The organism is Breoghania sp. L-A4, from assembly GCF_003432385.1.
Lineage (GTDB): Bacteria > Pseudomonadota > Alphaproteobacteria > Rhizobiales > Stappiaceae > Breoghania.
Genome location: NZ_CP031841.1, coordinates 4811238 through 4835676 on the forward strand (window position 1 = coordinate 4811238; position 24439 = coordinate 4835676).

The following is a 24439-nucleotide window of genomic DNA, read 5'->3' on the forward strand; positions in this document are numbered from 1 at the left end:
ATAGGCTCAACTGGTCAGACCGGTCAGGCCACACAAGTGGTAACGCGATTTTGCGCCCCCCGGCAAGCAGTAAAAAACAGGGCGAATACGGCGCATGATGCCAGAGTCGAGCAACACAAAGAACACGTCGGACGCGCGAACGCTGATGCCGCGAAGGCTCGAGGATTCTGCGTTTGAACCCTATGGCGACATCGCGGTGCGCTCCGCGCCGGTCCCGACCAACGAAGGCTACGCCACCCGCGAAGACGGCCTGTTCAGCGTCGCGGCAACAACGCCGAAAGCCGGAACGCCCGGCGGCCCGGCATGGCCAGATCTTCGTCTGTGTCTCTCGACCTTCGAGCTCGCACCACGCACCACGCCGGTCAGCATCGCCATACTGGAGCGCCACCCGCACTCGCCGCAAGCATTCTTCCCGCATGGCAATGCCCGCGCGCTGATCGTTGTGGCCGCGCCGCATGAAGACGGCAGCGTCAACGAAGCCACGCTCCAGGCCTTCATCTCCTCCGAGGGGCAGGGCTTCGCCTATCGCCCCGGCATCTGGCATGCCGCGCTGACCAGCCTGGAGGCTCCGGCAACCTATTTCGCGACGCAATGGACCGGCACCGCCGAGGACTGTGTCACCCACAAACTCGACAGGCCCGTCCGCATCGAAGGTCAAGCCTCATGCGTCTGAACCTGTTCACAGAACCGCGCACAGCGGTCGCATCGCCTAGGGGGAATTCAGGTCGCATTCAACACTCATTCGGGGGCTGCGCGTAATCCGAAACGGGCGCGCGGTTGCAATACTTCCAGAAAGGATCTCGCAGATGGCTCTCAAATCCTTGAGAGTTGCCGCCCTGGCCGCCGTCGCACTGACGGCCCTGGCAGCAACTCCCTTCAGCGCATGGGCCGCAGGCACCCTGCGCGTCGGCATGACCGCCTCGGACATCCCGCTGACCACCGGCCAGACCGACCAGGGCGGCGAAGGCATGCGGTTCATGGGCTACACGGTCTATGATTCCCTGATCGAATGGGACCTGACCAGCGCTGACAAGCCGTCGGTGCTGATCCCGGGTCTGGCGACGGAATGGAGCGTCGATCCCGACGACCAGACCAAATGGACCTTCAAGCTGCGCGAAGGCGTGAAGTTCCATGACGGCAGCGACTTCACCGCGCAGAACGTCGTGTGGAACCTCGACAAGCTGCTCGACGCCGACAGCGAGCAGTACGACCCGCGCCAGTCCGCGCAGGGCAAGTCCCGCATCCCCGCCGTCGCCTCCTACACGGCGATCGACGATCTCACCCTGGAAATCACCACCAAGACGCCCGATGCGACGCTGCCCTACCAGCTCGCCTGGATCCTGATGTCGTCGAAGGCAAACTGGGAAGCCCACGGCAAGAGCTGGGAAGAAGTGGCCAAGGAGCCGTCAGGAACCGGCCCGTGGAAGCTCGAGAGCTTCGTGCCGCGCGAACGCGCCGAACTCGTCCCCAACGAGACCTATTGGGACGAAACCCGCATCCCGAAGCTCGACAAGATGGTCTTGATGCCGCTGCCCGAGCCCAACGCCCGCACCGCGGCGCTTCTGTCGGGTCAGGTCGACTGGATCGAGGCTCCGGCGCCCGACACCATCCCCGCGCTGACCGGCAACGGCTTCAACATCGTCTCCAACGCCTATCCGCACAACTGGACCTGGCACCTCTCGCGTCTGGAAGGCTCGCCGTGGAACGATATCCGCGTGCGCAAGGCGGCCAACCTGGCGATTGACCGTGAAGGCCTGGGCGCCCTGCTCGGCGGCCTGATGGTTCCGGCCAAGGGCTTCCTGCCGCCCTCCTCGCAGTGGTTCGGCAAGCCCACATTTGATGTGAAATTCGATCCGGAAGCCGCCAAGGCCCTGCTCGCCGAAGCCGGCTACGGCCCGGACAAGCCGCTCAAGGTGAAGGCGCTGATCTCGCCGTCGGGCTCAGGCCAGATGCTTCCGCTGCCGATGAACGAATACGTCCAGCAGAACCTGGCCGACGTCGGCATCGAGGTCGAGTTCATGGTCGTCGAATGGAACCAGATGATCAATCTGTGGCGCGCCGGCGCCGCCGATCCGGCCGTCGAGGGATCCGAGTCGATCAACTTCACCTACTTCATCCAGGACCCGTTCACCGGCCTGATCCGGCACCTGTCGTGTGACCTGATCGCGCCCAACGGCACCAACTGGGGCCACTACTGCGATCCGGAGATGCAGGAGCTGTTCAAGCAGATCCGCACTACCTTCGACGCGGCGGAACAGGACGAGGTCCTGCGCAAGACGCACGAGAAGTTCGTCAACGAAGCCCTGTTTCTGATGGTTACCCATGACGTCGCGCCGCGCGCCATGAGCCCCAAGGTCGAAGGCTTCGTGCAGGCGCAGAACTGGTACCAGAACTTCTCCTCCATCTCGATGGCTGAGTAAGCACCTCGGGCCCGCGGCGCGTTGCGTGCCGCGGGCCTCCTTTTTTCCGATGCCACGGCCTGCCCGCGTCTGGCACCGCTGATGCATAGAGTTCGGCGCACCCTTTCACCGGCACCGGCCCAGCGAGACCTTTCATGTTCACCTATCTCGTCCGCCGTCTGATCTATGTGCTGCCCGTCGCCATCGGCGTCAGCATGTTCTGTTTTCTGCTGGTGCATATCGCGCCCGGCGATCCGCTGACTGCGATCATGCCGGTGGATGCGACCCAGGAGGAGCAGGCGGCCATGCGCTCGGCCTATGGCCTCGACAAGCCGCTTCCCGTGCAATACGCGATCTGGATTTCCAAGGCCGTGCAGGGTGATCTCGGCAAGTCCATCGCTACCGGCAGGCCCGTTTCCGGCGAGGTGATGCGCGCGGTCGCCAATTCGCTGCTTCTGGCCGCGGCCGCCAGCGTCATCGCCTTTCCCATCGGCATCTTTCTCGGTTTCCTCGCCGGTTATTTCCGCGACACGATCTTCGACCGCGCCATCACCGCCGTGGCGATCACCGGCGTCTCCGTGCCCAATTACTGGCTCGGCATCGTGCTGGTCATCGTGTTCTCCGTGCAGCTCGGCTGGCTGCCCTCGATGGGCGCCGGACCCGGCGGCTCGGGCGAATGGGCCTGGGATTACGCCCACATGCGCCACCTGATCCTGCCCGCCGTGACGCTCGCCGTGGTGCCCATCGGCATCGTCGCACGGACCATCCGCGCCCTGGTCGGAGATATCTTCTCGATGGATTTCGTCCAGGCGCTCTACGCAAAGGGCATGCGCCACCCCGACGTGCTGCGCCATGTGATCCGCAACGCGGCCCCCACCGCATTGTCGGTGATCGGCCTGCAGCTCGGCTACCTGCTCGGCGGCTCGATTCTGATCGAGACGGTGTTCAACTGGCCTGGCTCCGGCTTCCTGCTGTCCAACGCCATCTTCCAGCGCGACCTGCCGCTTCTGCAGGGCACGATCCTCGTGCTGGCGCTGTTCTTCGTCACCGCCAATCTCATTGTCGACGTCGCCCAGGCCGCGATCGACCCGCGCATCAAGAGGACATGAGCATGGCCGCAACCGATGTGACCGAGCTCATCGAGCCGGTCGTCAGGACGCAGGGCTATTGGAGCGGCGTGTTTCGCCGTTTCCGCAAGGATCCCGTCGCCGTCACCTGCGCCGCGATCGTGCTGCTGCTGATCCTTGCCGCCATCTTCGCGCCCTATCTCGATCTCGCCGATCCCTACAAGAGCTCGATGATCAAGCGGCTCAAGCCCATCGGCACCGATGGTTTTCTGCTCGGAACCGACGAGCAGGGCCGCGACATGTTCGCCCGCCTGATCTACGGCGGACGGCTGACGCTGTTCATCGGCCTGATGCCAGTGGTCTTCGCCTTCATCATCGGCAGTTGCCTGGGGCTGGTCGCGGGCTACGCCGGCGGTCTCGTCAACACGCTGATCATGCGCACGATCGACGTGTTCTTCGCCTTTCCTTCCGTGCTGCTGGCGATCGCCATCTCGGGAGCGCTGGGCGCGGGTATCTTTAACAGCCTTGTGTCCCTGACCATCGTCTTCATCCCGCCGATCGCCCGCGTGGCGGAAAGCGTCACCTCCAGCGTGCGCTCGCTCGACTACATCGACGCGGCGCGGGCGTCGGGCGGCGACGCGCTGACGATCATCCGGGTGCACATCATCGGCAACGTGCTGGGACCGATCTTCGTCTACGCCACCAGCCTCACCAGCGTGTGCATGATCCTGGCCGCCGGCCTGTCCTTCCTGGGCATCGGCGTGCGCCCGCCGGAGCCGGAATGGGGCCTGATGCTCAACACGCTGCGCACAGCGATCTACGTCAATCCGTGGGTCGCGGCGCTGCCGGGACTGATGATTTTCGTCACCTCCCTGTGCCTCAACCTTCTCAGCGACGGACTTCGGAGTGCCATGAATGTCAAGGACTGACACCCGGGCCGCGAGCGGCACAGTGGATCGCGGCGGCCCCAGGCAGCCGCTGATCATCGCCAGGGATCTCAAGAAGCACTTTCCGGTGCGCTCGGGCCTGTTCAACCGCCAGACCGCCACCGTGCACGCCGTCGACGGCGTGTCCTTCGAGGTGCGCAAGGGCGAGACGCTGGGCATCGTCGGCGAGAGCGGCTGCGGCAAGTCGACCACCGCGCGCCTGCTGATCGGCCTTATCGAGCTTGACCAGGGCGAGATCATCTTCGACGGCGACCCGCTTGGCGCCGACATCCAGCTCAAGGAGCTGCGCCGCGGCGTGCAGATGGTGTTCCAGGACAGCTACGCCTCGCTCAACCCGCGGCTGACCATCGAGCAGTCCATCGCCTTCGGCCCGATGGTGCAGAAACTCGACGACCCCAAGGCCCGCGCCCGCGACCTGATGACCCGCGTGGGGCTGGATCCCGACCGCTTCGCCGCGCGCTATCCGCATGAACTCTCGGGCGGCCAGCGCCAGCGCGTCAACATCGCCCGCGCGCTCGCCATGTCGCCACGGCTGGTGATCCTCGACGAGGCGGTTTCCGCGCTCGACAAGTCGGTCGAGGCGCAGGTGCTCAACCTGCTCTCCGATCTGCGCAAGGAACTGGGCCTCACCTATGTGTTCATCTCGCACGATCTCAACGTCGTGCGTTTCATCTCCGACCGGGTGCTGGTGATGTATCTGGGCGAGGTCGTCGAAGTCGGGCCGGTAGACGCCATCTACGAAACACAGGCTCATCCCTATACGGCATCGCTGTTCGCCGCGATGCCGTCGATGGATCCCGACAACCGCACGGAAGAACCGCCGCTGGCCGGTGATCCGCCCAACCCGATTGACCCGCCCGCCGGCTGCCGTTTCCACACACGCTGCCGGTTCGCGGAAAGCATCTGTTCGGCCGCCAAGCCGAAGCTTGCCAAGATCGGCGGCAACGCCGACCATCTCGCGGCATGCCACATCCAGGACGCCGGCTCCGGCCACTCGCTCGCCACCCGGGAGGCCGCCGAATGACGAGCAACCAACTGCTTCGGATCGACGACCTGCATGTGACCTTTCACGGCGAACGGACCGTCCACGCCATCAACGGACTAAACCTCGCCATGCGGCAGGGCGAGATGCTCGGGCTGCTGGGCGAATCCGGCTCCGGCAAGAGCGTAACGCTGAAGACGCTGCTGCGATTGCTGCCGCCCAAGCGCTCGACAGTCGAGGGCACCATCTCCGTCGACGAGACCGACATCATGACGCTCTCGGGCAAGCGCCTGTCGCGCTATCGCGGCGGCGACGTGTCGATGGTGTTTCAGGAACCCGCATTGGCGCTCGATCCGGTCTATACGATCGGCGACCAGATCGCGGAAACCGTGCGGCGTCACAAGGGCTTGAGCAAGGTCGCGGCCATGGATGTGGCGCTCGACATGCTGACCCGGGTGCGCATCCCTTCGCCCGAGCGGCGGCTGAAGACCTACCCGCACGAGATGTCCGGCGGCATGCGCCAGCGCGCCATGATCGCTCTCGCATTGGCCTGCCGGCCGCGCCTGCTGCTGGCCGACGAGCCGACCACGGCGCTGGACGCCACGGTGCAGATCCAGATCCTGCTCTTGCTGCGCGAGCTGCAGAAGGAATTCGGCATGGCGGTGATCTTCGTGACCCACGACATCGGCGTCGCGGTGGAGATTTCCGACCGCATCGCGGTGATGTATGCCGGCGACATCGTGGAAACCGGCACCACCCGCGAGGTCATCAAGAACCCGCGCCACCCCTATACCAAGGGGCTTCTGGCGGCCAATCTGCACGGCGCGGTGAAGGGTGCGCGGCTGGATGCCATTCCGGGTTCGCCGCCGGCGCTGGAGAGCGTGCCCACGGCGTGCTCGTTCGCGCCGCGCTGCGCCTTTGCGCAAGGCGCCTGCCTGGCCGGCGTGCCGCCGAAGGTGGATATCGGCGGCGGGCATCTGGTGGCCTGCGTGAGGGAAATGGCGCCGGCATAGGCGCGCAAAATCTCGCAAAAGCGGTAGGATCACACCGCAAATCGCGCGAATTTCGATCGGGCTGTTGTGTGGTTTTCGCGCTTATGCGAGTTGGATTCGCGCAAGTTTCGCGGAGACCTTGTCGACCGCGGCGCGGATGGGCGCGATCACCGGCACGCCCAACCGTCCGGCGAGCGCCTCAGCGGCCTCGCCCAGCGGCCCGCCGCCGACGATGAGCGCCTGGGCGCCCGCGCGGATCGCGGCATCGCCCGCCAGCGCCAGCGCACGGGTGAGCCCGTCCGGATCGCGCATGACCGCATGCACATCGCCATCGGTCAGAAAGACGCCCGAGAAATCCCGACCATAACCAAGGCCGGCCACACGGCGCCTAATGGCGTCGGCCAGATCCGGTGTCGTGGTGATGACGGCGAACCGGCCGTGCGCGAAGGCTGCCTCGAACGAGGCTTCCGCGATGCCCACGACGGGCACCGAAAGCAGCGCGCGCAGCTCCTCGACGCCCGGATCGCCATAGGCGGAGACGATCACGCCGTCGAAGGCGGCAAGTCCTCCGGCTTGCCCGACGACGGCCTCGGCGGATATCCGCAAGGCCGCCTCATCGGTGATCAGCGCCGCGCCATAGGGCGCGGTCAGTCCCTCAATCGTCAGCCCCGCAGGCGCCTGAGATCGCGCGATCCCAACCATCATCGCCGTGGTCCCGGCATTGGTGTTGGGATTGAGCAGGGCGACGCGCGGCATGCCGGCGGCCATTCAGAAACGCGGCTCGGGCTCGCCGACACTGCGGCAGGCGGCGATCACGGTATTGGCCATCAGCATGGCGATGGTCATCGGGCCGACGCCGCCGGGCACCGGCGTGATGGTGCCCGCCACCTCGGCGCATTCCGCAAACGCCACGTCGCCGACCAGCCGGGTCTTTCCCTCGCCGCGCTCGGGCGCCGCCAACCGGTTGATGCCGACATCGATCACGGTCGCGCCGGGCTTGACCCAGTCCGCCTTGACCATCTCCGGCCGCCCCACCGCGACGACCAGAATATCCGCATCACGGCAGACGCCCGGCAAATCCTTGGTGCGGCTGTGCGCGATGGTGACGGTGGCGTTCGCTGCCAGCAGCAATCCCGCCATCGGTTTTCCGAATAGGTTCGAACGGCCGACGACGACCGCATTGAGACCCGAAAGATCGGGACCATGCACGCGGGTGACGAACAGCATCGCGCCCGCCGGGGTGCAGGACACCAGACCCGTGTCGCTGTCGCCGGAGAACAGCTTGCCGACGTTGTTCACATGCAGCCCATCGACATCCTTGTGCGGGGCGATGGACTGGGTGACGGACAGCTCGTCAAGGTGCTTGGGCAGCGGCAGCTGCACCAGAATGCCGTGCACCGCCGGATCGGCGTTGAGTTCATCGACGAGCTTGAGGAGTTGCTCCTGGGTGGTCTCCGCCGGCAGCGCATGCTGCACGGAATGGAAGCCGCAGGACTTGGCCATCCGCGTCTTCGATCCGACGTAGACCTGGCTTGCCGGATCCTCACCGACGATGACCACCGCGAGGCCGGGCGTCACCCCTCGCTTCGCCTTGAGTTCCGCCGTCGCCTTGCCGACGGTGTCGATGACACCCGCCGCGATCGCTTTCCCGTCCAGTACAGTCGCCATTCCCGATCTCCCCGATGCTTTGCCCAAATCTATCCCATGCGCTCGGAGACATAGCTACCCGGGCCGGGCGGAAAAACAATTGTGCGCTGACCGTTGAGAAACACCCGGTTGTGGACATGCGCGTGCCGGGTCGCAGCGCCCGCGCCTCATCCCGACCACGCCGCACAGGGGCTTCATTCAAATCCATGAACGGAACGCCGGAGCACGTCTGTTCTTCACGGAATCATTTTCCCAGGCAACCGCGCAAGATCTCCAAAACCAAGAAATGGGTGCCCGAAGGGAAGTCTCGAAAGATCTGCAACATCTCGGGAGGCTGACCCATTTGGGCGACATGCCCGGCTGATGGGAGCCGCGTCCGCTTTTCATGGAAACACGCAGGCGCGTCTAACCGCGCTGCGGATAGGAGATGATCGACAGATAGCGGATGGGAAATTTCACAAGCTCTTCCGGCCCGTGCCGCGCGTCGGCATCGAAGAACAGGCTGTCGCCGGGCTGCATGGTGAAGAGCTGGTCGGCGTGGCGGTACACGACCTCGCCCTCGAGCATGTAGAGAAACTCAGTGCCCGCGTGCTGGAAGGCGGGAAAGATGTCCGATTCGGCCGTCAGCGTGATCAGATAGGGTTCCACCACCACGCCGGAGGTGTTGTTCTCGATGTGACCGAGCAGATTGTACTGGTGACCGGCGCGGGTGCCGCGGCGTTCGATCTCGACCCCCTCGCCCGCCTTCACGAAGACCGCGTTGCGCGCCTCCTCGTAGCGCTTGAACAGATCGGTCAGCGGTACGCCGAGGGCGCGCGACAGCGCCTGCAACGTCGTCAGCGAGGCCGACGTGATGCCGTTTTCGATCTTCGACAGCATGCCGACGGAAATGCCGGTCGCGGACGCGAGATCGGCAACCGTGATGCCGAGCTTCTTGCGAAACGCCCGCACCTCGTGACCGATGGCGATTTCCAGATTGTTCTCGCGCGGCTCGCGCAAGGCATGCGGGTCCTGCGCCAGAGCAGGCAAGGTCTCGGCGGAACCGGTCTGCGGCTTGGCTGTGCCCGCCGGCGCCTTTGTGGCGGCTTCCGCACGCGCGACCGACGGCGCGCCGGCGCCGTGACGTTCCGCGGCTCCCTGCTTCTCACCGCCGGACTGGTTGGGTCCCGATGCCGTCGCCATGCTCGTTTTCTCCCTGGATGGAGGTTTTCCGCAGCCCCCTTGCCTCCCTGTGCCACTTACACCGGCAGTGAAAATTTCTCAACCAGGAGGAAATTATTCACGGAGATTTCGGGGTGGGTTTTGAGATCCAGACATCCCGCAGGAAAACGCGCGACTGCCCGGCCTGCGCCTCCATCCCATCCGGCGCGGCAGCTTCTCGCGCGACATTTCGCAGGTCGCGCGAGGGCGCTGGGAGACCTTCCCAGCACGATCACCCGGACGTCACGCGAGATTCTTCCGCACAAGAAACTCCCGGCGCTGTGGGAGAAAATCGGCTGGCTGGAGCCGCTGGTCCGCCGGCCCGAGTGAAATCTCAGAGTCCCGCCGGCATCTTCGCGCCGCCTTCGGCCATCGCCAGATGGCAAAGATTGCGGCGCCCGGCCGACCGCATGGAAACTAGATCATGGCCTTCTTGCGCGCTGTTGGTTTGTCCGGCCCCGCCGCATCGACGAGCGCACCGTCCGGCGCGGTCAGCGCGTCGGCCGGCATATCCATGTCGACGAACGGCAGGCTGCGCCCGGCCGCCGGGCCATCCCCCGCGCGTCCGCCAACCGGGGCGCTGAGCCCGAGGCTCTGCTTCACCGGCGTGGTGTGCTCGCGCAGAAGCGCTTCGGCGCGCGCGCTGTCGCGCTGGCAGATCGCCTCGACGATGCCGTGATGCTGACGATGGGCATAGTGCAGCATGTCGAACTTCTGCTGCTCCGCCATGTGGTCGAAGGCGATCGCGTCAGGCGCGCCGAAGGGAACCCGGTCGATCAGCGTCTCCATCTGCAGCGACAGGGCGCCGTCCCCGGCCTCGATGATGAGCCCATGAAAGCGCCGGTTCATGTCGGCATAGCGCGCCTCATCGGAATCCTCGAACGCGCGCTTGGCGAAAATCGCGTCGCCCTCGGCAAGACACTCCTCGAAAGCCGCCACAAGCTCCGCACTGGGGCCGGCGGCCGCGATGCGCCGCGCGGCATATCCCTCAAGCAGTCCGCGCAGGTCGATGGCCTCCAGCACATCCTTGACCCGATAGACCCGCACCGCATAGCCGCGCGCGCCCACTCGCGTCAGCAAGCCTTCCTCGACGAGCACGGTCAGCGCGTGGCGTACAGGGGTGCGCGAGACGCCCAACTCGTCCGCGAGCGCGGCTTCGGAGTATTTTTCGCCGGCCTTGAAGGTGCCGTGCATCACCCGCGATCTCAGCTCGGTGATGACCTGACTCTGACGTGTTCCGGCTTTGGCGCGTCTCATGAACGGATCTTCTTGTTGGCGTGAATGGGGCACGGGCGGCGGGACTGTGCCTACCAGTAGCGGGCCATGATCTCCCGTGCCCACTCCGGCTCGCACCGCTCTCCGCGCGGATCATATCCCGACCACACCGGTTTGACGTCCAGCACCGGCGTTCCGTCGATGGCGTCCAGTCCCTCGACCTCGAGCGACAGACCGTCGGTGTTCAGCAAGCGACAGACGGAGACGCCAATGCGATTGACCCGCATCCGGCCGCGCTGCGCGAAGATGCCGACCCGCGGCCAGTCGCGATTGCCGCGCGGGTGGCGGGCGCCAAGTTCCAGCGACTCGTCCGCATGGGCGTGAAAATGAAACACCACCTCGATATGCGACACCGCGTCCAGACCCGCGACGGACTCCGCTCCAAAGAGGTCGTCGCGCAGGACGATCCGCGCGCGGGTGCCGGCCCAGCCATCCTTCGTCGCTTCGGTCCGGCCGCCCCGCACAAAACCAACAGGCACCATCTCTATAGCATGAGCTTCTTGCCCGACCATTTCCGCCCCGTCTGTTTCCATGCGACGTCCGCCGATGCACCGGACCATTGACCGCATTCGCGTTTTGAAAAAAGAAAACAATTTTGGGATGCAAATTTCAAGGAATTCCAGAGACAGGCCATAAGGCCGGCCCGTTTAACGCCTAATTGCATACATCTGAGTACAACTGAACCGGTATTTGTATCCCAACCATCCCAAAAAGGAAAATTTTCTGATAGGCTTTGCGTGCAGAGGTGGCTCTCTTTGCCGCCCGAAGCGCTACACGGCCTGACTGGCGCGACTCTCGATGACGCTGCGCCAATCGGGCCATGAATAGCAAAAACTTATCATAAGGCGCTCTTTTCGGATTGGTGCGCCTGCTCCCGCCGCGATAGCGTCCGCGCACGGCTCCGCACCCATGCGGTCCACGCCGGCCCGCGCTCTGCGCGGCGGCGTTTCTGGGAGGAAACACGGATATGAACATGATTGCCGGGCGCCTCGCGCTGCCCACGGCGGCCCTGATGCTGCTGACCGCCACCACGGCTTCCGCCGAGACGCTGAAGCTCGCCCACTTCGTTTCGCCCGCGCACGTTGTCACCGCCTCCGTGGTCGATCCGCTGGTCAAGGGCGTTGCCGCCGACAGCAACGGGACGCTGGAAATCAAGGTCTACCCGGGCGGCGAGCTCGGCGCGGGGCCGCTGGAACAATATGTGCGCACGCTGCAGGGCGTCGCCGACATCGCCTGGGGCCTGTCCGGCTACACATCCTCGCAGTTCCCCAAGTCGATGATCGTCGAGATGCCCGGCGCGATGCCGGCCGGAATGACCGGTTACCAGATGCTGTGGAACGCCTATGAGAAGCATCTTACGGACGAGTTTCCCGGCACGATTCCGCTGGCCATGTGGGCGTCCGAGCCCAACATCTTCATCATGAAGGACCGCGTCATCCACACGCCGGAAGACCTCAAGGGTCTCAAGATGCGGGTCTCCGGCTCGGTTTCCGGCGCGATGATGACCGCACTGGGCGCAACGCCCGTGCAGATGCCCGCAGGCCAGATCTACAACGCCCTGCAGACCGGGCTGATCGACGGCGTCGTCACCGGCGCCAGCGCGGTCAACGACTTCAAGCTCGACGAGGTCGCCAACTCCTATTCGATCGGCGCATCGCTGGGCCACATCATGTTCTACCTCGTCATGAACGAGGCGAAGTACAACAGCCTCGACGACGTCCAGAAGGCGGCCATCGACAAGAACAGCGGCATCGAGCTCTCGAAGCTGGGCGAGGAAGGCTGGAACGCGCTTGCGGCCGAGACCATCGCCAGGTTGCGCGAAGACGAGTCCAACACCGTGGTCGACCTAACCGCCGAGGAAATCACCGCGTTCCGCGTGATCGCCGACCAGGTTCGCACCGATCTCATCGCGGCGATGGATGGCGCCGAGATTCTCGCCACCATGCAGGGACAATAAACCCCAAGCCCAGGGAACATCCCTTGATACGCACGGTTCTCACGCGCGCGGTGGACAGGTTGATCGACCTGTCCGCCGCGCTGGGCGGTGTGGCACTCGTCTTTGTCACACTCGTCATCCTCGTCGATGTCGTCGGCCGCTTCTTCGGCACGCCGCTGACCGGCGCCCAGGACATTTCCCAGATGACCCTGGTGATCATCGTCTTCGCCGGCATGGCCCTGTGCGACCGCCTTGGCGGCCATGTCGCCGTCGATATTTTCGCAAACGCCTTCTCCAACCGGCAGAACCGCTGGCTCGATGTCTTCGCGCAACTCACCGGGGCGGTGATCTTCGCCGGCATTGCCTGGACGGTCTGGGAATCCGCCAAGCTGTCCCAGATGCTGCATCTATCCACCAACATCATCGGCTTGCCGAAGGTCTACTTTCAGTGGACCCTGGCCGCTTTCGCCGCACTGACCTCGCTCGGCATGCTGCTGCGCGCCATCCAAACCGTACTGACGCCGACGACCGGCCGCATCGACCATCAAGAGGAAGTGCTGTGAGTACAGGTATTGTCGGCGGCCTGGGCATGCTCGCCCTGCTGGTGCTGCTGGTGTTGCGCATGCCGGTCGCCTTCGCGATGTTCACGGTCGGCTTCATCGGCGTCACCGTACTCGGCAGCTTCAGTTCGGCGCTCAGCTTGCTGGCCAGCGAGACCTTCACGCTGTCCTCCAATCCCGAACTGATCGTCGTGCCGCTGTTCATCCTGATGGGCAACGTCGCGACCGAGACCGGCATGAGCCGGAGGCTGTATGACGCCGCCTATGCGATCATCGGCTCGGTGCGCGGTGGGCTGGCCTCGGCCACGATCATCGGCTGCGGGGGCTTCGCGGCACTGTGCGGTTCCTCGGTCGCCTCCGCGCTGACCATGGGCCGGGTCTCGTTGGCCGAGATGGACCGCTACGGCTACGATCCGAAGCTCTCCACGGGCGCGGTCGCCGCGGGCGGAACGCTTGGCATCCTGATTCCGCCCTCCACCGGCTTCGTGGTCTACGCCATTCTCACCCAGCAATCGATCGGCCGGCTGTTTCTCGCGGGCGTCATCCCCGGCCTGCTGCTCGCCGCGCTCTTCATCGTAATGATCACCATCCTGTCCTTCGCCATTCCCGGCTACGGCCCGTCCGGCCCGCGCACCAGCCTGCGCGAGAAATCGACCGCGCTCATCGGCGCGGTGCCGATTCTCGGCATCGTGCTGCTGACCATCGGCGGCATCTACGGCGGCATCTTCTCGCCCGTCGAGGCGGCCGCCGTCGGCACCGGGCTTGTGATCACCTTCGGCGTCGTCACGCGCGATCTCACGCTCGATGCGTTCTGGCGGGCCATCAAGGAATCCGTGACGACGACCGCCACCGTCATGCTGATCCTGATTGCCGCCCATATGCTCAACCCGTTTCTGGCGCTCAGCCACATTCCGCAGGCGATCGGCGAGTTTCTCGGCCAGCTCGACATCGGCCCCTACGGCGTGCTGCTGCTGATCCTGGCCTGCTATCTGGTGCTGGGCTGCTTCCTCGAGGGCTTCGCCATGCTGGTGCTGACCATGCCGGTGTTCTTCCCCGTCATCACAGCGCTTGGCTTCGATCCCATCTGGTTCGGCGTGATCGTGGTGCTGACACTGGAGATGGGTCTCATCAGCCCGCCCATCGGCGTCAATGTCTTCATCGTCAAGTCTGTCGCCAAGGCGGTGCCGCTGCGCGACATCTTCATCGGCGTCATGCCGTTCTGGCTGATGATGATCGTCGCCCTGCTGCTGCTGGTGATCTTCCCGCAAATCGCCCTCTACCTGCCCAACACGATGATCGGATAGTCGAGAACTCATGCCCGCTTCAAAGCCGTTTTTCCGCGCCGACCATGTCGGCAGCCTGCTGCGTCCCCGCTCGGTGCAGGATGCCCGCGCGGCGCTACGCGCCGGCACCCTGTCCGCCCCTGACCAGCGCTGCATCGAGGACACGGCGGTCGCCGAGCTCGTGCGGCATCAGGAAGCGGCCGGGCTGAGGGCGGTGACCGACGGCGAAGTGCGGCGCGAGAACTGGTGGCTCGACTTCATCCGCGCCATTCCCGGCGTGAGCATCGAAAGCCCGGTGGTCGCGAACAGCTTCACCATCGGCTCGGGCGCCGGCCACGTGCCGCTGAACGTCGCCGTGCGCGACCGCATCCAATGGCGCGTACCGGTGCTCGTCGACGATTTCAAGGCGCTGGCCGCCTGCTCGCGCACGATGGCCAAGGTCACCATACCCGGCCCGAGCCGCATCCATTTCCACGCCGGAGACGCGGTTGCCGATCCGGCCGTCTATCCCGACATCGGCCAGTTCTGGGATGATGTGGCCGCGTTCTATCGGGCAGAAATCCGCGCGCTGGAACAGGCCGGCTGCCGCTACATCCAGATCGACGATCCCGTCATGAGCTATTTCGTCGATCCCGACCACCGCGCCCGTATCGTTCAGCGCGGCCTGGATCCCGACGCGACGCTTCGCCTCTACGTGGAGGTGATCAACGCCTGCATCAGCGAGCGAGCGCCGGGCACCTATCTCACCGTGCACATCTGCCGCGGCAACGCGCGCTCGAGCTGGGCGGCAAGCGGCGGCTACGAGAGCATCGCGCCCATCGTGTTTCCAAACCTGAACGTCGACGCGCTGTTCCTGGAATACGACGACGACCGTTCCGGCGATTTCGGCCCGCTCGAGCATCTCGGCGGCCAGAAGGTCGTGCTCGGCCTGCTGACGTCCAAGAAGCCGGCGCTGGAACCGCGCGCCAAGCTGCTCGCCCGCGTCGAGGAAGCCGCGCGGGTCGTCCCGATCAACCGCCTCGGGCTCAGCCCGCAGTGCGGCTTCGCCTCCACCGAGGACGGCAACCTGCTCACCGAAGCCGACCAATGGGCGAAGCTCGCCCTGACGGTGGCCACCGCGCGGGAAATCTGGGGAGAGATCGAGGCATGAGCGACGACATGACTCTTGTGTTCATTCCCGGCCTGCTGTCGGACGCCGTCGTCTGGCAGCACGCGGCGGATCGACTGTCCCGCCACCTGCCCGTCGCGATCGCCGATGTCAGCGCCGGGGACTCGATCACGGGAATGGCCGAGACGATCCTCGGCGAGCACGCCGGGCCGTTGCTGGTCGCCGGCCATTCCATGGGTGCCCGCGTGGCGCTCGAGATGTACAGGCTGGCGCCACAGCGTGTCCGCGCGCTGGCGCTGGCCGACACCGGCATTCATCCGCGCCAGGAAGGCGAGGAAGCCAAGCGGCAGAAGGTGCTCGATCTCGCGCGCAACGAAGGCATGGCGGCGCTCGCCGCGGCCTGGCTGCCGCCCATGCTCGATCAGACCCGGCTCGGCGACACCGAGCTCTTGGAGACGCTGACCGCCATGGTGCTGCGCGCCGACGTTGCCCAGCACGACCGGCAGATCGGCGCGCTTCTGAACCGCCCCGATGCGGAGGCCGCGCTGTCCGACGTCACCTGCCCCGTACTGCTTGTGGTCGGCCGCCAGGACATCTGGAGCCCGCCCGCCCAGCACGAGGACATGTTGAACAGGCTTGAACGCGCCCGCCTCGAGATCATCGACGACGCCGGACACTTCGCCCCGATCGAGCGGCCCGAGGCGGTGACCGCCGCGCTCGAATCGTGGGTCCTGGACATACTGGCAGCAAAGGACACCGCATGAGCACGGAGACAGACGACACCCGCGCGGACCGCATTCCCGATACGCCGCTGTTTGATCGCGCCCGCGGCCTGAAGGGCTACAAGATCAACAAGATGGCCATGTCGCTGGTCGATCCGGCCAAGCGCGAAGCCTTCGCCGCCGACGAGGAAGCGTTTCTCGACAGCTACGGGCTTGCGCCCGAGGAAAAAGCCGCCGTGCTGGCCCGCGACTGGCAGGAAATGGTCCGCCTCGGCGGCAACCTGTTTTTCATTCTGAAGATCTCGGCGGTGGATCCGGTGCCGATCACTGCCATTGGCGCGGCTCAGGCGAGCATGGAACACGGCGCCTTCCTGCGCGACAGACTGGGGAAGAAGTAAATGGCTGAACTGATCGGCGGACTGGGAACCTCGCACGTCCCCTCCATCGGCGTGGCGCTGGACCGGGGGTTGCGCGACACACCGGACTGGAAGCCATTTTTTGACGGCTACATTCCCGGCCAGAAGTGGGTGCAGGACAAGAAGCCCGACATCGCCGTGGTGATCTTCAACGACCACGGCAATTCCTTCTTTCTCGACCGGATACCGACCTTCGCCGTGGGCGCGGCGGCGACCTACAATCCCATCGACGAGGCCTGGGGCAAACGCGACATCGCGCCGTTTGAAGGCGCCGTCGACTTCTCCTGGCACTTCATCGACAAGCTGGTGGAACGGCATTTCGATCCGCTGATCTGCCAGGAAATCGAGGTCGACCACGGCCTGCAGGTTCCCATGGAGCTGTTCTGGGGCCGCCCCGAGCGCTGGCCGGTGAAGGTCGTTCCGATCTGGGTCAACACCATCCAGTACCCGATCCCGACGCCGCAGCGCTGCTGGGACATGGGCGTGGTGCTGCGCGAGGCCATCGAGACCTGGCCCACGGACGAGCGCGTGGTGATTCTGGGCACCGGCGGCCTGTCGCACCAGTTGCAGGGCGCGCGTGCGGGTTTCCTCAACCGCGAGGCGGACCTCGCCTGGCTCGAGGGCATCGCCACCGATCCGCAAAAATACCGCGACATGACGCGCGAGGACTATGTCGAGCAGTTCGGCTCCGAAGGCGCGGAACTGATCATGTGGCTGGTGATGCGCGGCGCCATGGACGCCGACGTCGAGCTGATCATGAAGCACTACCATGCGCCCGCCTCGATGACCGGCGCCGGCATGGTGGTTCTGGAAAACCACGCCTGAAGCGGACCGCGGGAGACAAACGGATGTATTTCCTGATGGTCTGCAAACACCATGATGGCGTCGCCGACCAGCGTGACGCCCTGCGCCCGGCACACCGGGCCCATGTCGCAAGCGGCGGCAACGGTCTTGCCCGGGTGCTGGTGGGCAGCGCGGTGACGCCGGACGACGGCGTCACCTCCCTGGGCAACTTCGGCATTCTGGAAGCCGCAAGCGAGGCCGACGCGCGCGCCTTTGCCGAAACCGATCCCTTCGCCCGGGCAGGGCTGGTCTCGGACATCACGATCACCCGGCTGGCGGATACGTTTCAGGCCCACCGCATCGAGGCGATGACGCCCTGAGCCAGGGGACTCGCGTCAACGCTCGATGACGACGTCGCTGGTGGGTTTGGAACAGCACAGCAGGACCTGGCCCTGGTCGATCTCGCGCTGGCGGATGCCGCCGCCGTGCTTCATGTCGACGGTGCCCGACACCAAGCGGCTCTTGCAGCTTCCGCACATCCCGCGCGTGCAGGACGACGGCAGGCGCAGTCCCGCGGCGCGCGCCGCGTTGAGGATCGTCGTATCCGGACCGCATTCCAGGACACGTCCGCTGACGGCGAACTCAACGCGGAAGGCATCGCTGGCGGCTTCCGTCACCTCGGGCGCCGCAACCTCCACGTCCATCGCATCCAGCTCGTTGAAATCGAAGCTTTCCTGATGGTAGCCGGTCATGTCGTAACCGGTTTCCACCAGCATGGCGCGCACAGCCGCCATGAACGGCGCAGGGCCGCAGCAGTAAATCTCCCGCTCCATCAAATCCGGCGCGATGAGCTGAAGCATGGTGCGCGAGACGCGGCCCGTAAGCCCGGACCAGCTTTTCTCGCCCGCGACCGTCTCGCAAATGTGCGCGAGACGCATGCCCGGCGACTGGCGCGCCATCATGTCGAGTTCCTGACGGAAAATGATGTCGTGCGGGCTGCGCGCCGCGTGCACGAAGATCAGGTCGCGATCCTCGGCAAGATCGGCGGAGGTCCGGGCCATCGACATCAGTGGCGTGATGCCGCTGCCGCCCGACAAAAGCAGCCATTTCGCCCGCAACGCGGGCTTGGGCGTGAAGTCGCCCATCGGCCCGACCGCGTGAATCTCCGTCCCGGGAACCAGATTGTCGTGCAGCCAGTTCGACACCTCGCCGCCGGGCACGCGTTTCACCGTGATCGCCACCCGGAACGGCTGCGCGGCGGACGCCGAAATCGTGTAGCACCGGTTGAAGGTCTTGCCGTTGATCCGCAGGTCAAGCGTGAGGAATTGTCCGGGCCGGAACCGAAACAGGCACGGCTGTCGCGCCGAGAAGACGAAAGTCTTCACGTCGTGCGTCTCGTCCCGCACCTGACGGCAGACGAGCACGTCGTCGACGTCGGGATCCCATTCCGGCACCGCCGCTTCATTGCCGTCGGTGACGGTCAGGTCGGGCTTCCAGAGCATTGTAACTATCCTTTTCCGGCCCGGTCCCGCGACGGCGCGGCGCGCATGACGGGTGCGACCGGCGTCATTCGGCGGCAACCTGGCTCGGCGTCGCGAGCAGATGGGCGGACAGGCGGTCGATGTACCATTCGCAGAACTTCTCGACAAAGCCTTCGGTGAAACGCGAATAGGGACCGGGTTCATATCCCGGCTGTTCCACACCGGCATGCGCCATCGCCACCAGATCATTATCCTGCTGATTGGTCATCAGCCAGACCTTGGTGAGATTCTCCAGATCATAATCGCGGCCGGCAACCGCGTCCTTGTGCACCAGCCAGTTGGTGCGCAGCAAGGTCCGGTCGGGGCCAATCGGCAGCACCGAGAAGGTCACCACGTGGTCGCTCATGAAATGATGCCACGAATTGGGATGGGTCCAGACCGACAGACCGCCGAGACGGGCATCCGTGAGGTTGCCAAGCAGCTTCTGAGAAGCGACGCGGGTGTCCATCGTGTGGGATTCGCCCGCGCCCATCAGCGCCAGCCGCTGGGTGCGAAACCCGGTGACGGCGGTGGTCAGTTCATCCAGTTCCTCCGAGGGCAGGCCCATGCCGGCCCAGCGGGCATAGGAATCCGCCAGCACCTCGCGATAGGTCTCGACATCCGCCTTGCGGAAATCGTCCAGTTCGTCCGGCGCAAAGCCGAAGCCGTACTCCTGCAACGGAATGGTCAGCTCCGGATGGTTGCCCACGCAGTGATAGCACTCGCGGTTGTTCTCCATCGTCAGCTTCCAGTTGCCCGGCTCGATCAGATCGTAGCTATAGGCGATCTTGCAGTTGTCGAGATCGTGCGGCGCCAGATAGGGCGTGAGCTGGGCTTCCATCCGGTCGATGTCGGCGGGCGGCTCGTCCGCGAGGCAGATGAACAGCAGCCCCCCCACCGAGCGCAGATGCACGGGCTTCAGTCCGTGGCAGCTCTTGTCGAAGTCCGCCCCCATATGCTCGGCGAACAGCAGATCGCCGGTCTCGCCGTAGGTCCACTGGTGGTAGCGGCAGACGACGTTGCCCACCGTCGACTTGTGATCCTGGATGAGACGCGCGCCGCGATGACGGCAGACGTTATGGAAGGCGCGAACCTGCATGTCCTCGCCGCGCAGCAGCAGCACCGAAGCCTTGCCGACCTCCACCGTCATGCAGTCGCCCGGCTCCGGCACGTCCGGTCCCGTGGCGACAAAGATCCAGTGGCGATGGAAAATCAGATCCACATCCAGATCGTAGATGGCGCGGCTGATGTAAAACGGCGCCTCAAGGCTGGCACCAGCCAGCCGGCGCCGAACGAGATCCTCAACCGGAATCGAAAGCGTCATGGCGAACCCATCCTCCGGGTCAATCCGCCTTGCGTACCGCAACCATCGGCGCAAGGCGCTATACAAGATACCAAGGGGCGAGGGTGTCCGACTGAGTCGATTGACCCTTCGCAGTGCGTCCAAGCGCCGACAATTGTCGGCTCGCAAAAGGCGGTCCGCTTTTCCGATTGCGACAGTTTCGTTGCTGGCTCCGACAGAAAAATGGGAACGCGCGAAAATCGTGCGCTGTCCAAGGGTCTCTGTCTACGGAAGATTGCGAAATCCCTTAAAAGGGTGACAATCCGGGCGCCGGATTTGCGCGGGACGATCAGCCATGATCTGGATCCGATCCCGTGACGCCTGCTCCCGACGACCCGGCAACCCCGTATTCCGCCGAGGCGTCAACCAGCCACAGCCACAGATACTCCGAGAACGATCGCCGCGGCAGCAGATCATAGGAGGGCGCATCATCGCGCTGATGCAGGATCACGCCACAGCGCGCGATCAATGTCTGCGCACAATCGCCAGCCTTGAAGCTGCGTGGATGCAGATCGAGGCTGCAACCCTTGGCCAGAATTTCGCGTGCCTCCGCGCCCGACATGCGGATCAGCGCCCGATTACCCGACACGTCGACGACGGCGCAATGCACCCCGGAAAGCGCTTCGCGCAGCGTTGCGATCAACGCGTGCTCGGCGCCCGGTGGTGTCAAGATCAACCATTCGTCCGGCCCGAGCCAATAGACGGTGACGCCAGCGGCTTCCGCCACTGTGTTGGCTTCAAGCGGCAGGCCGCTGCCCAAGGCGGTCATCGCCGCCTTGAAGAAGGCCGGATCTGCCGGGTTTCCGCGCAGATTGATCTGCCCCGGAACCGGCATTTCGCGCAGGCTCAGGGAATCCGACGCGGCATTGGCCATTGCGCCGGGAAACAGGCGCGAAAGGGCGCCGGCGCGCCACAGCGTGTCTCGCTCAGCCATTCAACCGCACTCCTTCGGGATCGTAGAACACGGGTTTGACCACCTTGCACGGCTCCGAGCGCCCCGGCAGCGGCGCGTGCACCGTGGTATCGAGGCGATTGGGACCATCGGCGATCAACGCCAGCGCGATCGAGCGGCCCAATGTGTCGCTGTGGTAGCTCGACGTAACGTGTCCGATCATCGGGATGGGGGTTTCGCCGCCTGCCCGCAGGGTGATCTGCGCACCTTCCGGAAGAACGAAATCCGGATCCTCGGTCAGAAGTCCGACGAGTTGCTTGCGGTCGCCGCGCGCCGTGTCGGGGCGGTCGTAGGACCGCTTGCCGACGAAATCCGGCTTGGCCTTGGAAACGATCCAGCCCATGCTGAGATCGAACGGCGTCACGGTGCCGTCAGTCTCCTGGCCGACGATGATGAACCCCTTTTCCGCACGCAGCACATGCATGGTCTCGGTGCCGTAAGGCGTCAGACCATGTTTCTCGCCCGCCGCGAACAGGGCGTCCCACAGCGCCATTCCCTGATACGCCGGCACGTTGATCTCGTACGAGAGTTCCCCGGTAAAGCTGATGCGGAAGATGCGCGCCGGCAGGCCCGCGACTGTCGCCTCCCGCATCGACATGAAGGGAAAAGCGTCGTTGGAGAGATCGAGATCCGGGGCGAGCTCGGCCAAAAGCGCGCGCGCCTTGGGGCCGGCGAACGACGCCGTGGCCCAATGCTCGGTGACCGAGCTCAGGTAGACCTTGAGGTCCGGCCATTCCGTCTGGAGGTATTCCTCCAGCCAGTCGAGCACCTGGGCCGCATTGCCCGTGGTCGTGGTCATCAGGAAGTGGTTTTCGGCCAGACGCGTGGTCACGCCATCGTCCATGACCATGCCGTCTTCCTTGCACATCAGGCCATAGCGGCAACGCCCGACGCCGAGCTTCAGCCATGCATTGGTATAGATGCGGTTGAGGAATTCGGCCGCATCCGGTCCCTGGATGTCGATCTTGCCGAGCGTGGACGCGTCCAGCGCGCCGACGTCGTTGCGCACCGCGCGGCATTCGCGGTTGACCGCGTCCCGCATACTCTCGCCGTGCCTGGGATAGTACCACGGACGCTTCCACTGACCGACGTCCTCGAACTCGGCTCCTTGCGCCACGTGCCAGCCGTGCATCGGCGTGACGCGGGCAACGTCGGACAGCTCTCCGATATCGCGGCCCGCCAGCGTGCCGTAGGTGACCGGCGTATAGGGTGGGCGGAACGTCGTCGTACCGACGGCGGGGATCGGGGATGCCAGCGTGCGCGACAGGATCGCCAGCGCGTTGACGTTGGACGTCTTGCCCTGATCCGTGCCCATGCCCGTGGTCGTGTAGCGCTTGAGATGCTCGACCGACTGATAGCCCTCGCGTGAGGCGAGCATCAGATCGGCCGCCGTCACATCGTTCTGGAAATCGACGAAATGCTTCGCCTTCCCATGACCGACCGTCTGCTTGCCCGGCACGATCCAGACAGGATGGACCGGCGCTCCGGCGGGTGTCTCGGGCTGCGGCGCGGTGGTCGCGTCACCCGGCTCAAAGCTTGCGGCTTGCGCCGCGTCATTGCCCGCCCTGGCTCCTTCCGCCAGGCAGTCGCCCAGCGCGAAGGCGCCATTGCACGATCCGGCGGAGGCTTCCGCCTGCACCGACAGACGCGGAACGAAACAGCTGAGGTCCTCGTCATAGCGCAGCTTGCCGCCGGACTGCGACATCAGATGCACGGCCGGTGTCCAGCCACCGGACATGGCGACGAGATCGCACGCGATCGCTTCGGGCGACCCCGCCAGCGTCTCGCCGTCGGCTGCCAGCGGCGCGACATCGACACCTGTGACCTTGCGATAGCCCTTCGTCGCCACCACGGCGGATCCGAGAATCAGACGAATGCTCGCAGCCGCGGCGCGCTGCTTGAACGCGTCCGGAATGTCGCGCCGCACATCGACGATGGCCGCGACCGCCGCACCGCCGCGCGCCAGGTCAAAGGCCGCGTCATAGGCGCTGTCGTTGTTGGTGAAGACCACCACCGTGCGGCCGGGAAGCACGCCATAGCGGTTGGCATAGGTGCGCGCGGAACCTGCCAGCATCACGCCGGGACGATCGTTGTCGGCGAACACCAGCGGGCGCTCGTGCGCGCCGGTCGCCAGCACCACGCGTTTCGCACGCACCTTCCACAGCCGCTGGCGCACCCGGCCGGACGCCGAGCCACGCGGCAGGTGGTCGCCCTTGCGCTCGGCGAGCACCAGATAATTGTGATCGTAGTAGCCGCTGACCGTCGTGCGCGGCATGATCCGCACCTCGGGCATGGCGGCGAGTTCGGAATGCGCCCTGGCCACCCAGTCGCGTGCCGGCAGGCCTTCGATGGTGTCGTCGGAACCCAACAGGGAACCGCCAAGCATCGGCTGCTCGTCCGCCAGGATCACGCGCGCGCCCGAGCGACCGGCGGCGAGCGCCGCCATGAGACCCGCCGGGCCCGCGCCGGCAACCAGCACATCGCAATGGGCGTGCGCCTTGTCGTAAACGTCCGGATCGCGCTGTTTCGGCGCCCGGCCAAGGCCGGCCGCGCGGCGGATCAAGGGCTCGTAGACCCGCATCCAGAAGCTGCGCGGATGCATGAAGGTCTTGTAGTAGAAGCCGGCGACGAAGAGCTTGGAGAAGATGTTGTTGACCGCGCCGACATCGAAGGCGACGCTCGGCCAGGCGTTCTGGCTCGCGGCGATCAGGCCGTCGTAAAGCTCGATCTGGGTCGCCCGCAGGTTCGGCTCGGTCCACGAGCCCGTCTCGAGCTGGATCAGCGCATTGGGCTCTTCGGCGCCGGCCGAAAGGATACCCCGTGGGCGATGATACTTGAAACTGCGGCCAACCAGATGCACGCCGTTGGCAAGCAATGCCGAGGCCAGCGTGTCGCCCGGGTGCCCCTGGTAGCCTTTGCCGTTGAAGGTGAAGCTCAGCGTGCGCTCACGATCGATGAGGCCGCCCGAAGCCGCGCGCATGCCGGAAGCAGATGACTGGGACGATCCGCTCATTCCTGCTCTCCCGCGCCGGGCGCGCTGCCGGTGTAGACGTTCAGAATCTCGTAGCTCACCGTGTCGCGCTCGACATTGAACCAGCGCCGGCAGCCGTGGCTGTGCACCCAGCGTTCCTTGTGCGCGCCCTTGGTGTTGGCGCGCATGAACAGGAACTCCGCCCATTCGGCGTCACTCAGCGCGCTCGGGTCGGCCGGCCGGGTGCGATGCGCCTCGCCGCCATAGCCGAATTCGAACTCGTCGCGCGGTCCGCACCAGGGACATTCGATCAAGAGCATGTCGGATCTCCCAAGGG

General features: G+C 65.3%; 24 protein-coding genes and 1 pseudogene. 14 read left to right on the top strand and 11 right to left on the bottom strand.

Annotated features, from left to right (window positions below; translation table 11 throughout):
• The first annotated feature begins 94 nt into the window (after positions 1–94).
• The 6 genes from D1F64_RS21960 to D1F64_RS21985 all read left to right on the top strand — a co-directional run bounded on the left by D1F64_RS21960 (position 95) and on the right by D1F64_RS21985 (position 6408).
• Positions 95–673, top strand: coding sequence for an ureidoglycolate lyase (locus tag D1F64_RS21960; RefSeq protein ID WP_117414166.1), 579 nt, complete (start codon positions 95–97; stop codon positions 671–673).
• A 133-nt stretch (positions 674–806) separates the two neighbouring features.
• Positions 807–2420, top strand: a complete 1614-nt coding sequence (locus D1F64_RS21965; RefSeq protein ID WP_117414167.1) for an ABC transporter substrate-binding protein — start codon at positions 807–809, stop codon at positions 2418–2420.
• Between the two features lie 134 nt (positions 2421–2554).
• Positions 2555–3508, top strand: a complete 954-nt coding sequence (locus tag D1F64_RS21970; protein WP_117414168.1) for an ABC transporter permease — start codon at positions 2555–2557, stop codon at positions 3506–3508.
• A 2-nt stretch (positions 3509–3510) separates the two neighbouring features.
• Positions 3511–4395 (top strand): ABC transporter permease, encoded by an 885-nt coding sequence (locus D1F64_RS21975; protein ID WP_117414169.1) that lies wholly within the window; start codon positions 3511–3513, stop codon positions 4393–4395.
• A complete protein-coding gene (locus D1F64_RS21980) occupies positions 4382–5437 on the top strand; it encodes an oligopeptide/dipeptide ABC transporter ATP-binding protein (protein ID WP_117414170.1) in 1056 nt (351 codons plus the stop codon). Before D1F64_RS21975 ends, D1F64_RS21980 begins: the two co-directional genes overlap by 14 nt.
• Positions 5434–6408, top strand: a complete 975-nt coding sequence (locus D1F64_RS21985) for an ABC transporter ATP-binding protein (RefSeq protein ID WP_117414171.1) — start codon at positions 5434–5436, stop codon at positions 6406–6408. The genes D1F64_RS21980 and D1F64_RS21985 overlap by 4 nt, the downstream gene beginning before the upstream one ends.
• Before the next feature lie 81 nt (positions 6409–6489).
• Here D1F64_RS21985 and D1F64_RS21990 read toward each other — a convergent pair whose 3' ends face one another.
• The 6 genes and pseudogenes from D1F64_RS21990 to D1F64_RS22015 form a co-directional block, all read right to left on the bottom strand.
• Positions 6490–7143 (bottom strand): aspartate/glutamate racemase family protein, encoded by a 654-nt coding sequence (locus D1F64_RS21990; RefSeq protein ID WP_117414787.1) that lies wholly within the window; start codon positions 7141–7143, stop codon positions 6490–6492.
• A 12-nt stretch (positions 7144–7155) separates the two neighbouring features.
• A complete protein-coding gene (gene folD / locus D1F64_RS21995) occupies positions 7156–8055 on the bottom strand; it encodes a bifunctional methylenetetrahydrofolate dehydrogenase/methenyltetrahydrofolate cyclohydrolase FolD (protein WP_117414172.1) in 900 nt (299 codons plus the stop codon).
• Between the two features lie 29 nt (positions 8056–8084).
• Positions 8085–8180, bottom strand: a pseudogene (gene purU, locus D1F64_RS22000) (formyltetrahydrofolate deformylase); the annotation flags it as partial.
• Positions 8181–8439: 259 nt separating this feature from the next.
• Positions 8440–9216: a helix-turn-helix domain-containing protein gene (locus D1F64_RS22005; protein WP_117414173.1), complete on the bottom strand. Its 777-nt coding sequence runs from the start codon at positions 9214–9216 to the stop codon at positions 8440–8442.
• Positions 9217–9651: 435 nt separating this feature from the next.
• Positions 9652–10491 (bottom strand): GntR family transcriptional regulator, encoded by an 840-nt coding sequence (locus D1F64_RS22010; RefSeq protein WP_117414174.1) that lies wholly within the window; start codon positions 10489–10491, stop codon positions 9652–9654.
• 50 nt (positions 10492–10541) lie between these two features.
• Complete coding sequence (locus D1F64_RS22015; RefSeq protein ID WP_205470580.1) at positions 10542–10991, bottom strand: SAM-dependent methyltransferase; 450 nt, start codon at positions 10989–10991, stop codon at positions 10542–10544.
• Positions 10992–11476: 485 nt separating this feature from the next.
• On the opposite strand from D1F64_RS22015, the gene D1F64_RS22020 reads away from it, so the two are divergent.
• Genes D1F64_RS22020 through D1F64_RS22055 form a run of 8 tightly spaced genes read left to right on the top strand, consistent with a single transcriptional unit; the run spans position 11477 to position 17697 of the window.
• Positions 11477–12466 (top strand): TRAP transporter substrate-binding protein, encoded by a 990-nt coding sequence (locus D1F64_RS22020; protein ID WP_162901714.1) that lies wholly within the window; start codon positions 11477–11479, stop codon positions 12464–12466.
• A 23-nt stretch (positions 12467–12489) separates the two neighbouring features.
• Positions 12490–13008 carry a TRAP transporter small permease gene (locus tag D1F64_RS22025; RefSeq protein WP_205470581.1) on the top strand — a complete coding sequence of 173 codons (519 nt, stop codon included), beginning with the start codon at positions 12490–12492 and terminating at the stop codon, positions 13006–13008.
• Positions 13005–14309: a TRAP transporter large permease gene (locus D1F64_RS22030; protein WP_117414175.1), complete on the top strand. Its 1305-nt coding sequence runs from the start codon at positions 13005–13007 to the stop codon at positions 14307–14309. The genes D1F64_RS22025 and D1F64_RS22030 overlap by 4 nt, the downstream gene beginning before the upstream one ends.
• A gap of 10 nt (positions 14310–14319) precedes the next feature.
• Positions 14320–15438, top strand: a complete 1119-nt coding sequence (locus D1F64_RS22035) for a 5-methyltetrahydropteroyltriglutamate--homocysteine S-methyltransferase (RefSeq protein ID WP_117414176.1) — start codon at positions 14320–14322, stop codon at positions 15436–15438.
• Entirely contained in the window at positions 15435–16160 is a 726-nt protein-coding gene (locus D1F64_RS22040; RefSeq protein ID WP_248304546.1) for an alpha/beta hydrolase, read from the top strand. Before D1F64_RS22035 ends, D1F64_RS22040 begins: the two co-directional genes overlap by 4 nt.
• Complete coding sequence (locus D1F64_RS22045) at positions 16157–16516, top strand: extradiol ring-cleavage dioxygenase (protein ID WP_117414177.1); 360 nt, start codon at positions 16157–16159, stop codon at positions 16514–16516. The genes D1F64_RS22040 and D1F64_RS22045 overlap by 4 nt, the downstream gene beginning before the upstream one ends.
• On the top strand, positions 16517–17359 hold the full coding sequence (locus D1F64_RS22050) for a class III extradiol dioxygenase family protein (protein WP_117414178.1): 843 nt from the start codon (positions 16517–16519) through the stop codon (positions 17357–17359). It abuts the gene before it with no gap.
• 23 nt (positions 17360–17382) lie between these two features.
• Complete coding sequence (locus tag D1F64_RS22055) at positions 17383–17697, top strand: YciI family protein (RefSeq protein ID WP_117414179.1); 315 nt, start codon at positions 17383–17385, stop codon at positions 17695–17697.
• Positions 17698–17712: 15 nt separating this feature from the next.
• On the opposite strand, the gene D1F64_RS22060 is transcribed toward D1F64_RS22055, so the two are convergent.
• The 5 genes from D1F64_RS22060 to D1F64_RS22080 form a co-directional block, all read right to left on the bottom strand.
• A complete protein-coding gene (locus D1F64_RS22060) occupies positions 17713–18819 on the bottom strand; it encodes a 2Fe-2S iron-sulfur cluster-binding protein (RefSeq protein WP_117414180.1) in 1107 nt (368 codons plus the stop codon).
• Between the two features lie 64 nt (positions 18820–18883).
• On the bottom strand, positions 18884–20161 hold the full coding sequence (locus D1F64_RS22065) for an aromatic ring-hydroxylating dioxygenase subunit alpha (protein ID WP_117414181.1): 1278 nt from the start codon (positions 20159–20161) through the stop codon (positions 18884–18886).
• A 307-nt stretch (positions 20162–20468) separates the two neighbouring features.
• The gene (locus D1F64_RS22070; RefSeq protein WP_117414182.1) at positions 20469–21113 is read right to left on the bottom strand and encodes a sarcosine oxidase subunit gamma family protein; all 645 of its coding nucleotides are present in this window, start codon (positions 21111–21113) and stop codon (positions 20469–20471) included.
• Positions 21106–24144: a sarcosine oxidase subunit alpha gene (locus tag D1F64_RS22075; protein WP_248304547.1), complete on the bottom strand. Its 3039-nt coding sequence runs from the start codon at positions 24142–24144 to the stop codon at positions 21106–21108. Before D1F64_RS22075 ends, D1F64_RS22070 begins: the two co-directional genes overlap by 8 nt.
• The gene (locus D1F64_RS22080; RefSeq protein ID WP_117414184.1) at positions 24141–24422 is read right to left on the bottom strand and encodes a sarcosine oxidase subunit delta; all 282 of its coding nucleotides are present in this window, start codon (positions 24420–24422) and stop codon (positions 24141–24143) included. Before D1F64_RS22080 ends, D1F64_RS22075 begins: the two co-directional genes overlap by 4 nt.
• Positions 24423–24439 lie beyond the last annotated feature (17 nt).

Coding starts and splice junctions, on each gene's coding strand:
- D1F64_RS21960 (WP_117414166.1), top strand. CDS start 95: ATGATGCCAGAGTCGAGCAACACAAAGAACACGTCGGACGCGCGAACG.
- D1F64_RS21965 (WP_117414167.1), top strand. CDS start 807: ATGGCTCTCAAATCCTTGAGAGTTGCCGCCCTGGCCGCCGTCGCACTG.
- D1F64_RS21970 (WP_117414168.1), top strand. CDS start 2,555: ATGTTCACCTATCTCGTCCGCCGTCTGATCTATGTGCTGCCCGTCGCC.
- D1F64_RS21975 (WP_117414169.1), top strand. CDS start 3,511: ATGGCCGCAACCGATGTGACCGAGCTCATCGAGCCGGTCGTCAGGACG.
- D1F64_RS21980 (WP_117414170.1), top strand. CDS start 4,382: ATGTCAAGGACTGACACCCGGGCCGCGAGCGGCACAGTGGATCGCGGC.
- D1F64_RS21985 (WP_117414171.1), top strand. CDS start 5,434: ATGACGAGCAACCAACTGCTTCGGATCGACGACCTGCATGTGACCTTT.
- D1F64_RS21990 (WP_117414787.1), bottom strand. CDS start 7,143: ATGCCGCGCGTCGCCCTGCTCAATCCCAACACCAATGCCGGGACCACG.
- folD (WP_117414172.1), bottom strand. CDS start 8,055: ATGGCGACTGTACTGGACGGGAAAGCGATCGCGGCGGGTGTCATCGAC.
- D1F64_RS22005 (WP_117414173.1), bottom strand. CDS start 9,216: ATGGCGACGGCATCGGGACCCAACCAGTCCGGCGGTGAGAAGCAGGGA.
- D1F64_RS22010 (WP_117414174.1), bottom strand. CDS start 10,491: ATGAGACGCGCCAAAGCCGGAACACGTCAGAGTCAGGTCATCACCGAG.
- D1F64_RS22015 (WP_205470580.1), bottom strand. CDS start 10,991: ATGGTGCCTGTTGGTTTTGTGCGGGGCGGCCGGACCGAAGCGACGAAG.
- D1F64_RS22020 (WP_162901714.1), top strand. CDS start 11,477: ATGAACATGATTGCCGGGCGCCTCGCGCTGCCCACGGCGGCCCTGATG.
- D1F64_RS22035 (WP_117414176.1), top strand. CDS start 14,320: ATGCCCGCTTCAAAGCCGTTTTTCCGCGCCGACCATGTCGGCAGCCTG.
- D1F64_RS22040 (WP_248304546.1), top strand. CDS start 15,435: ATGAGCGACGACATGACTCTTGTGTTCATTCCCGGCCTGCTGTCGGAC.
- D1F64_RS22045 (WP_117414177.1), top strand. CDS start 16,157: ATGAGCACGGAGACAGACGACACCCGCGCGGACCGCATTCCCGATACG.
- D1F64_RS22050 (WP_117414178.1), top strand. CDS start 16,517: ATGGCTGAACTGATCGGCGGACTGGGAACCTCGCACGTCCCCTCCATC.
- D1F64_RS22055 (WP_117414179.1), top strand. CDS start 17,383: ATGTATTTCCTGATGGTCTGCAAACACCATGATGGCGTCGCCGACCAG.
- D1F64_RS22060 (WP_117414180.1), bottom strand. CDS start 18,819: ATGCTCTGGAAGCCCGACCTGACCGTCACCGACGGCAATGAAGCGGCG.
- D1F64_RS22065 (WP_117414181.1), bottom strand. CDS start 20,161: ATGACGCTTTCGATTCCGGTTGAGGATCTCGTTCGGCGCCGGCTGGCT.
- D1F64_RS22070 (WP_117414182.1), bottom strand. CDS start 21,113: ATGGCTGAGCGAGACACGCTGTGGCGCGCCGGCGCCCTTTCGCGCCTG.
- D1F64_RS22075 (WP_248304547.1), bottom strand. CDS start 24,144: ATGAGCGGATCGTCCCAGTCATCTGCTTCCGGCATGCGCGCGGCTTCG.
- D1F64_RS22080 (WP_117414184.1), bottom strand. CDS start 24,422: ATGCTCTTGATCGAATGTCCCTGGTGCGGACCGCGCGACGAGTTCGAA.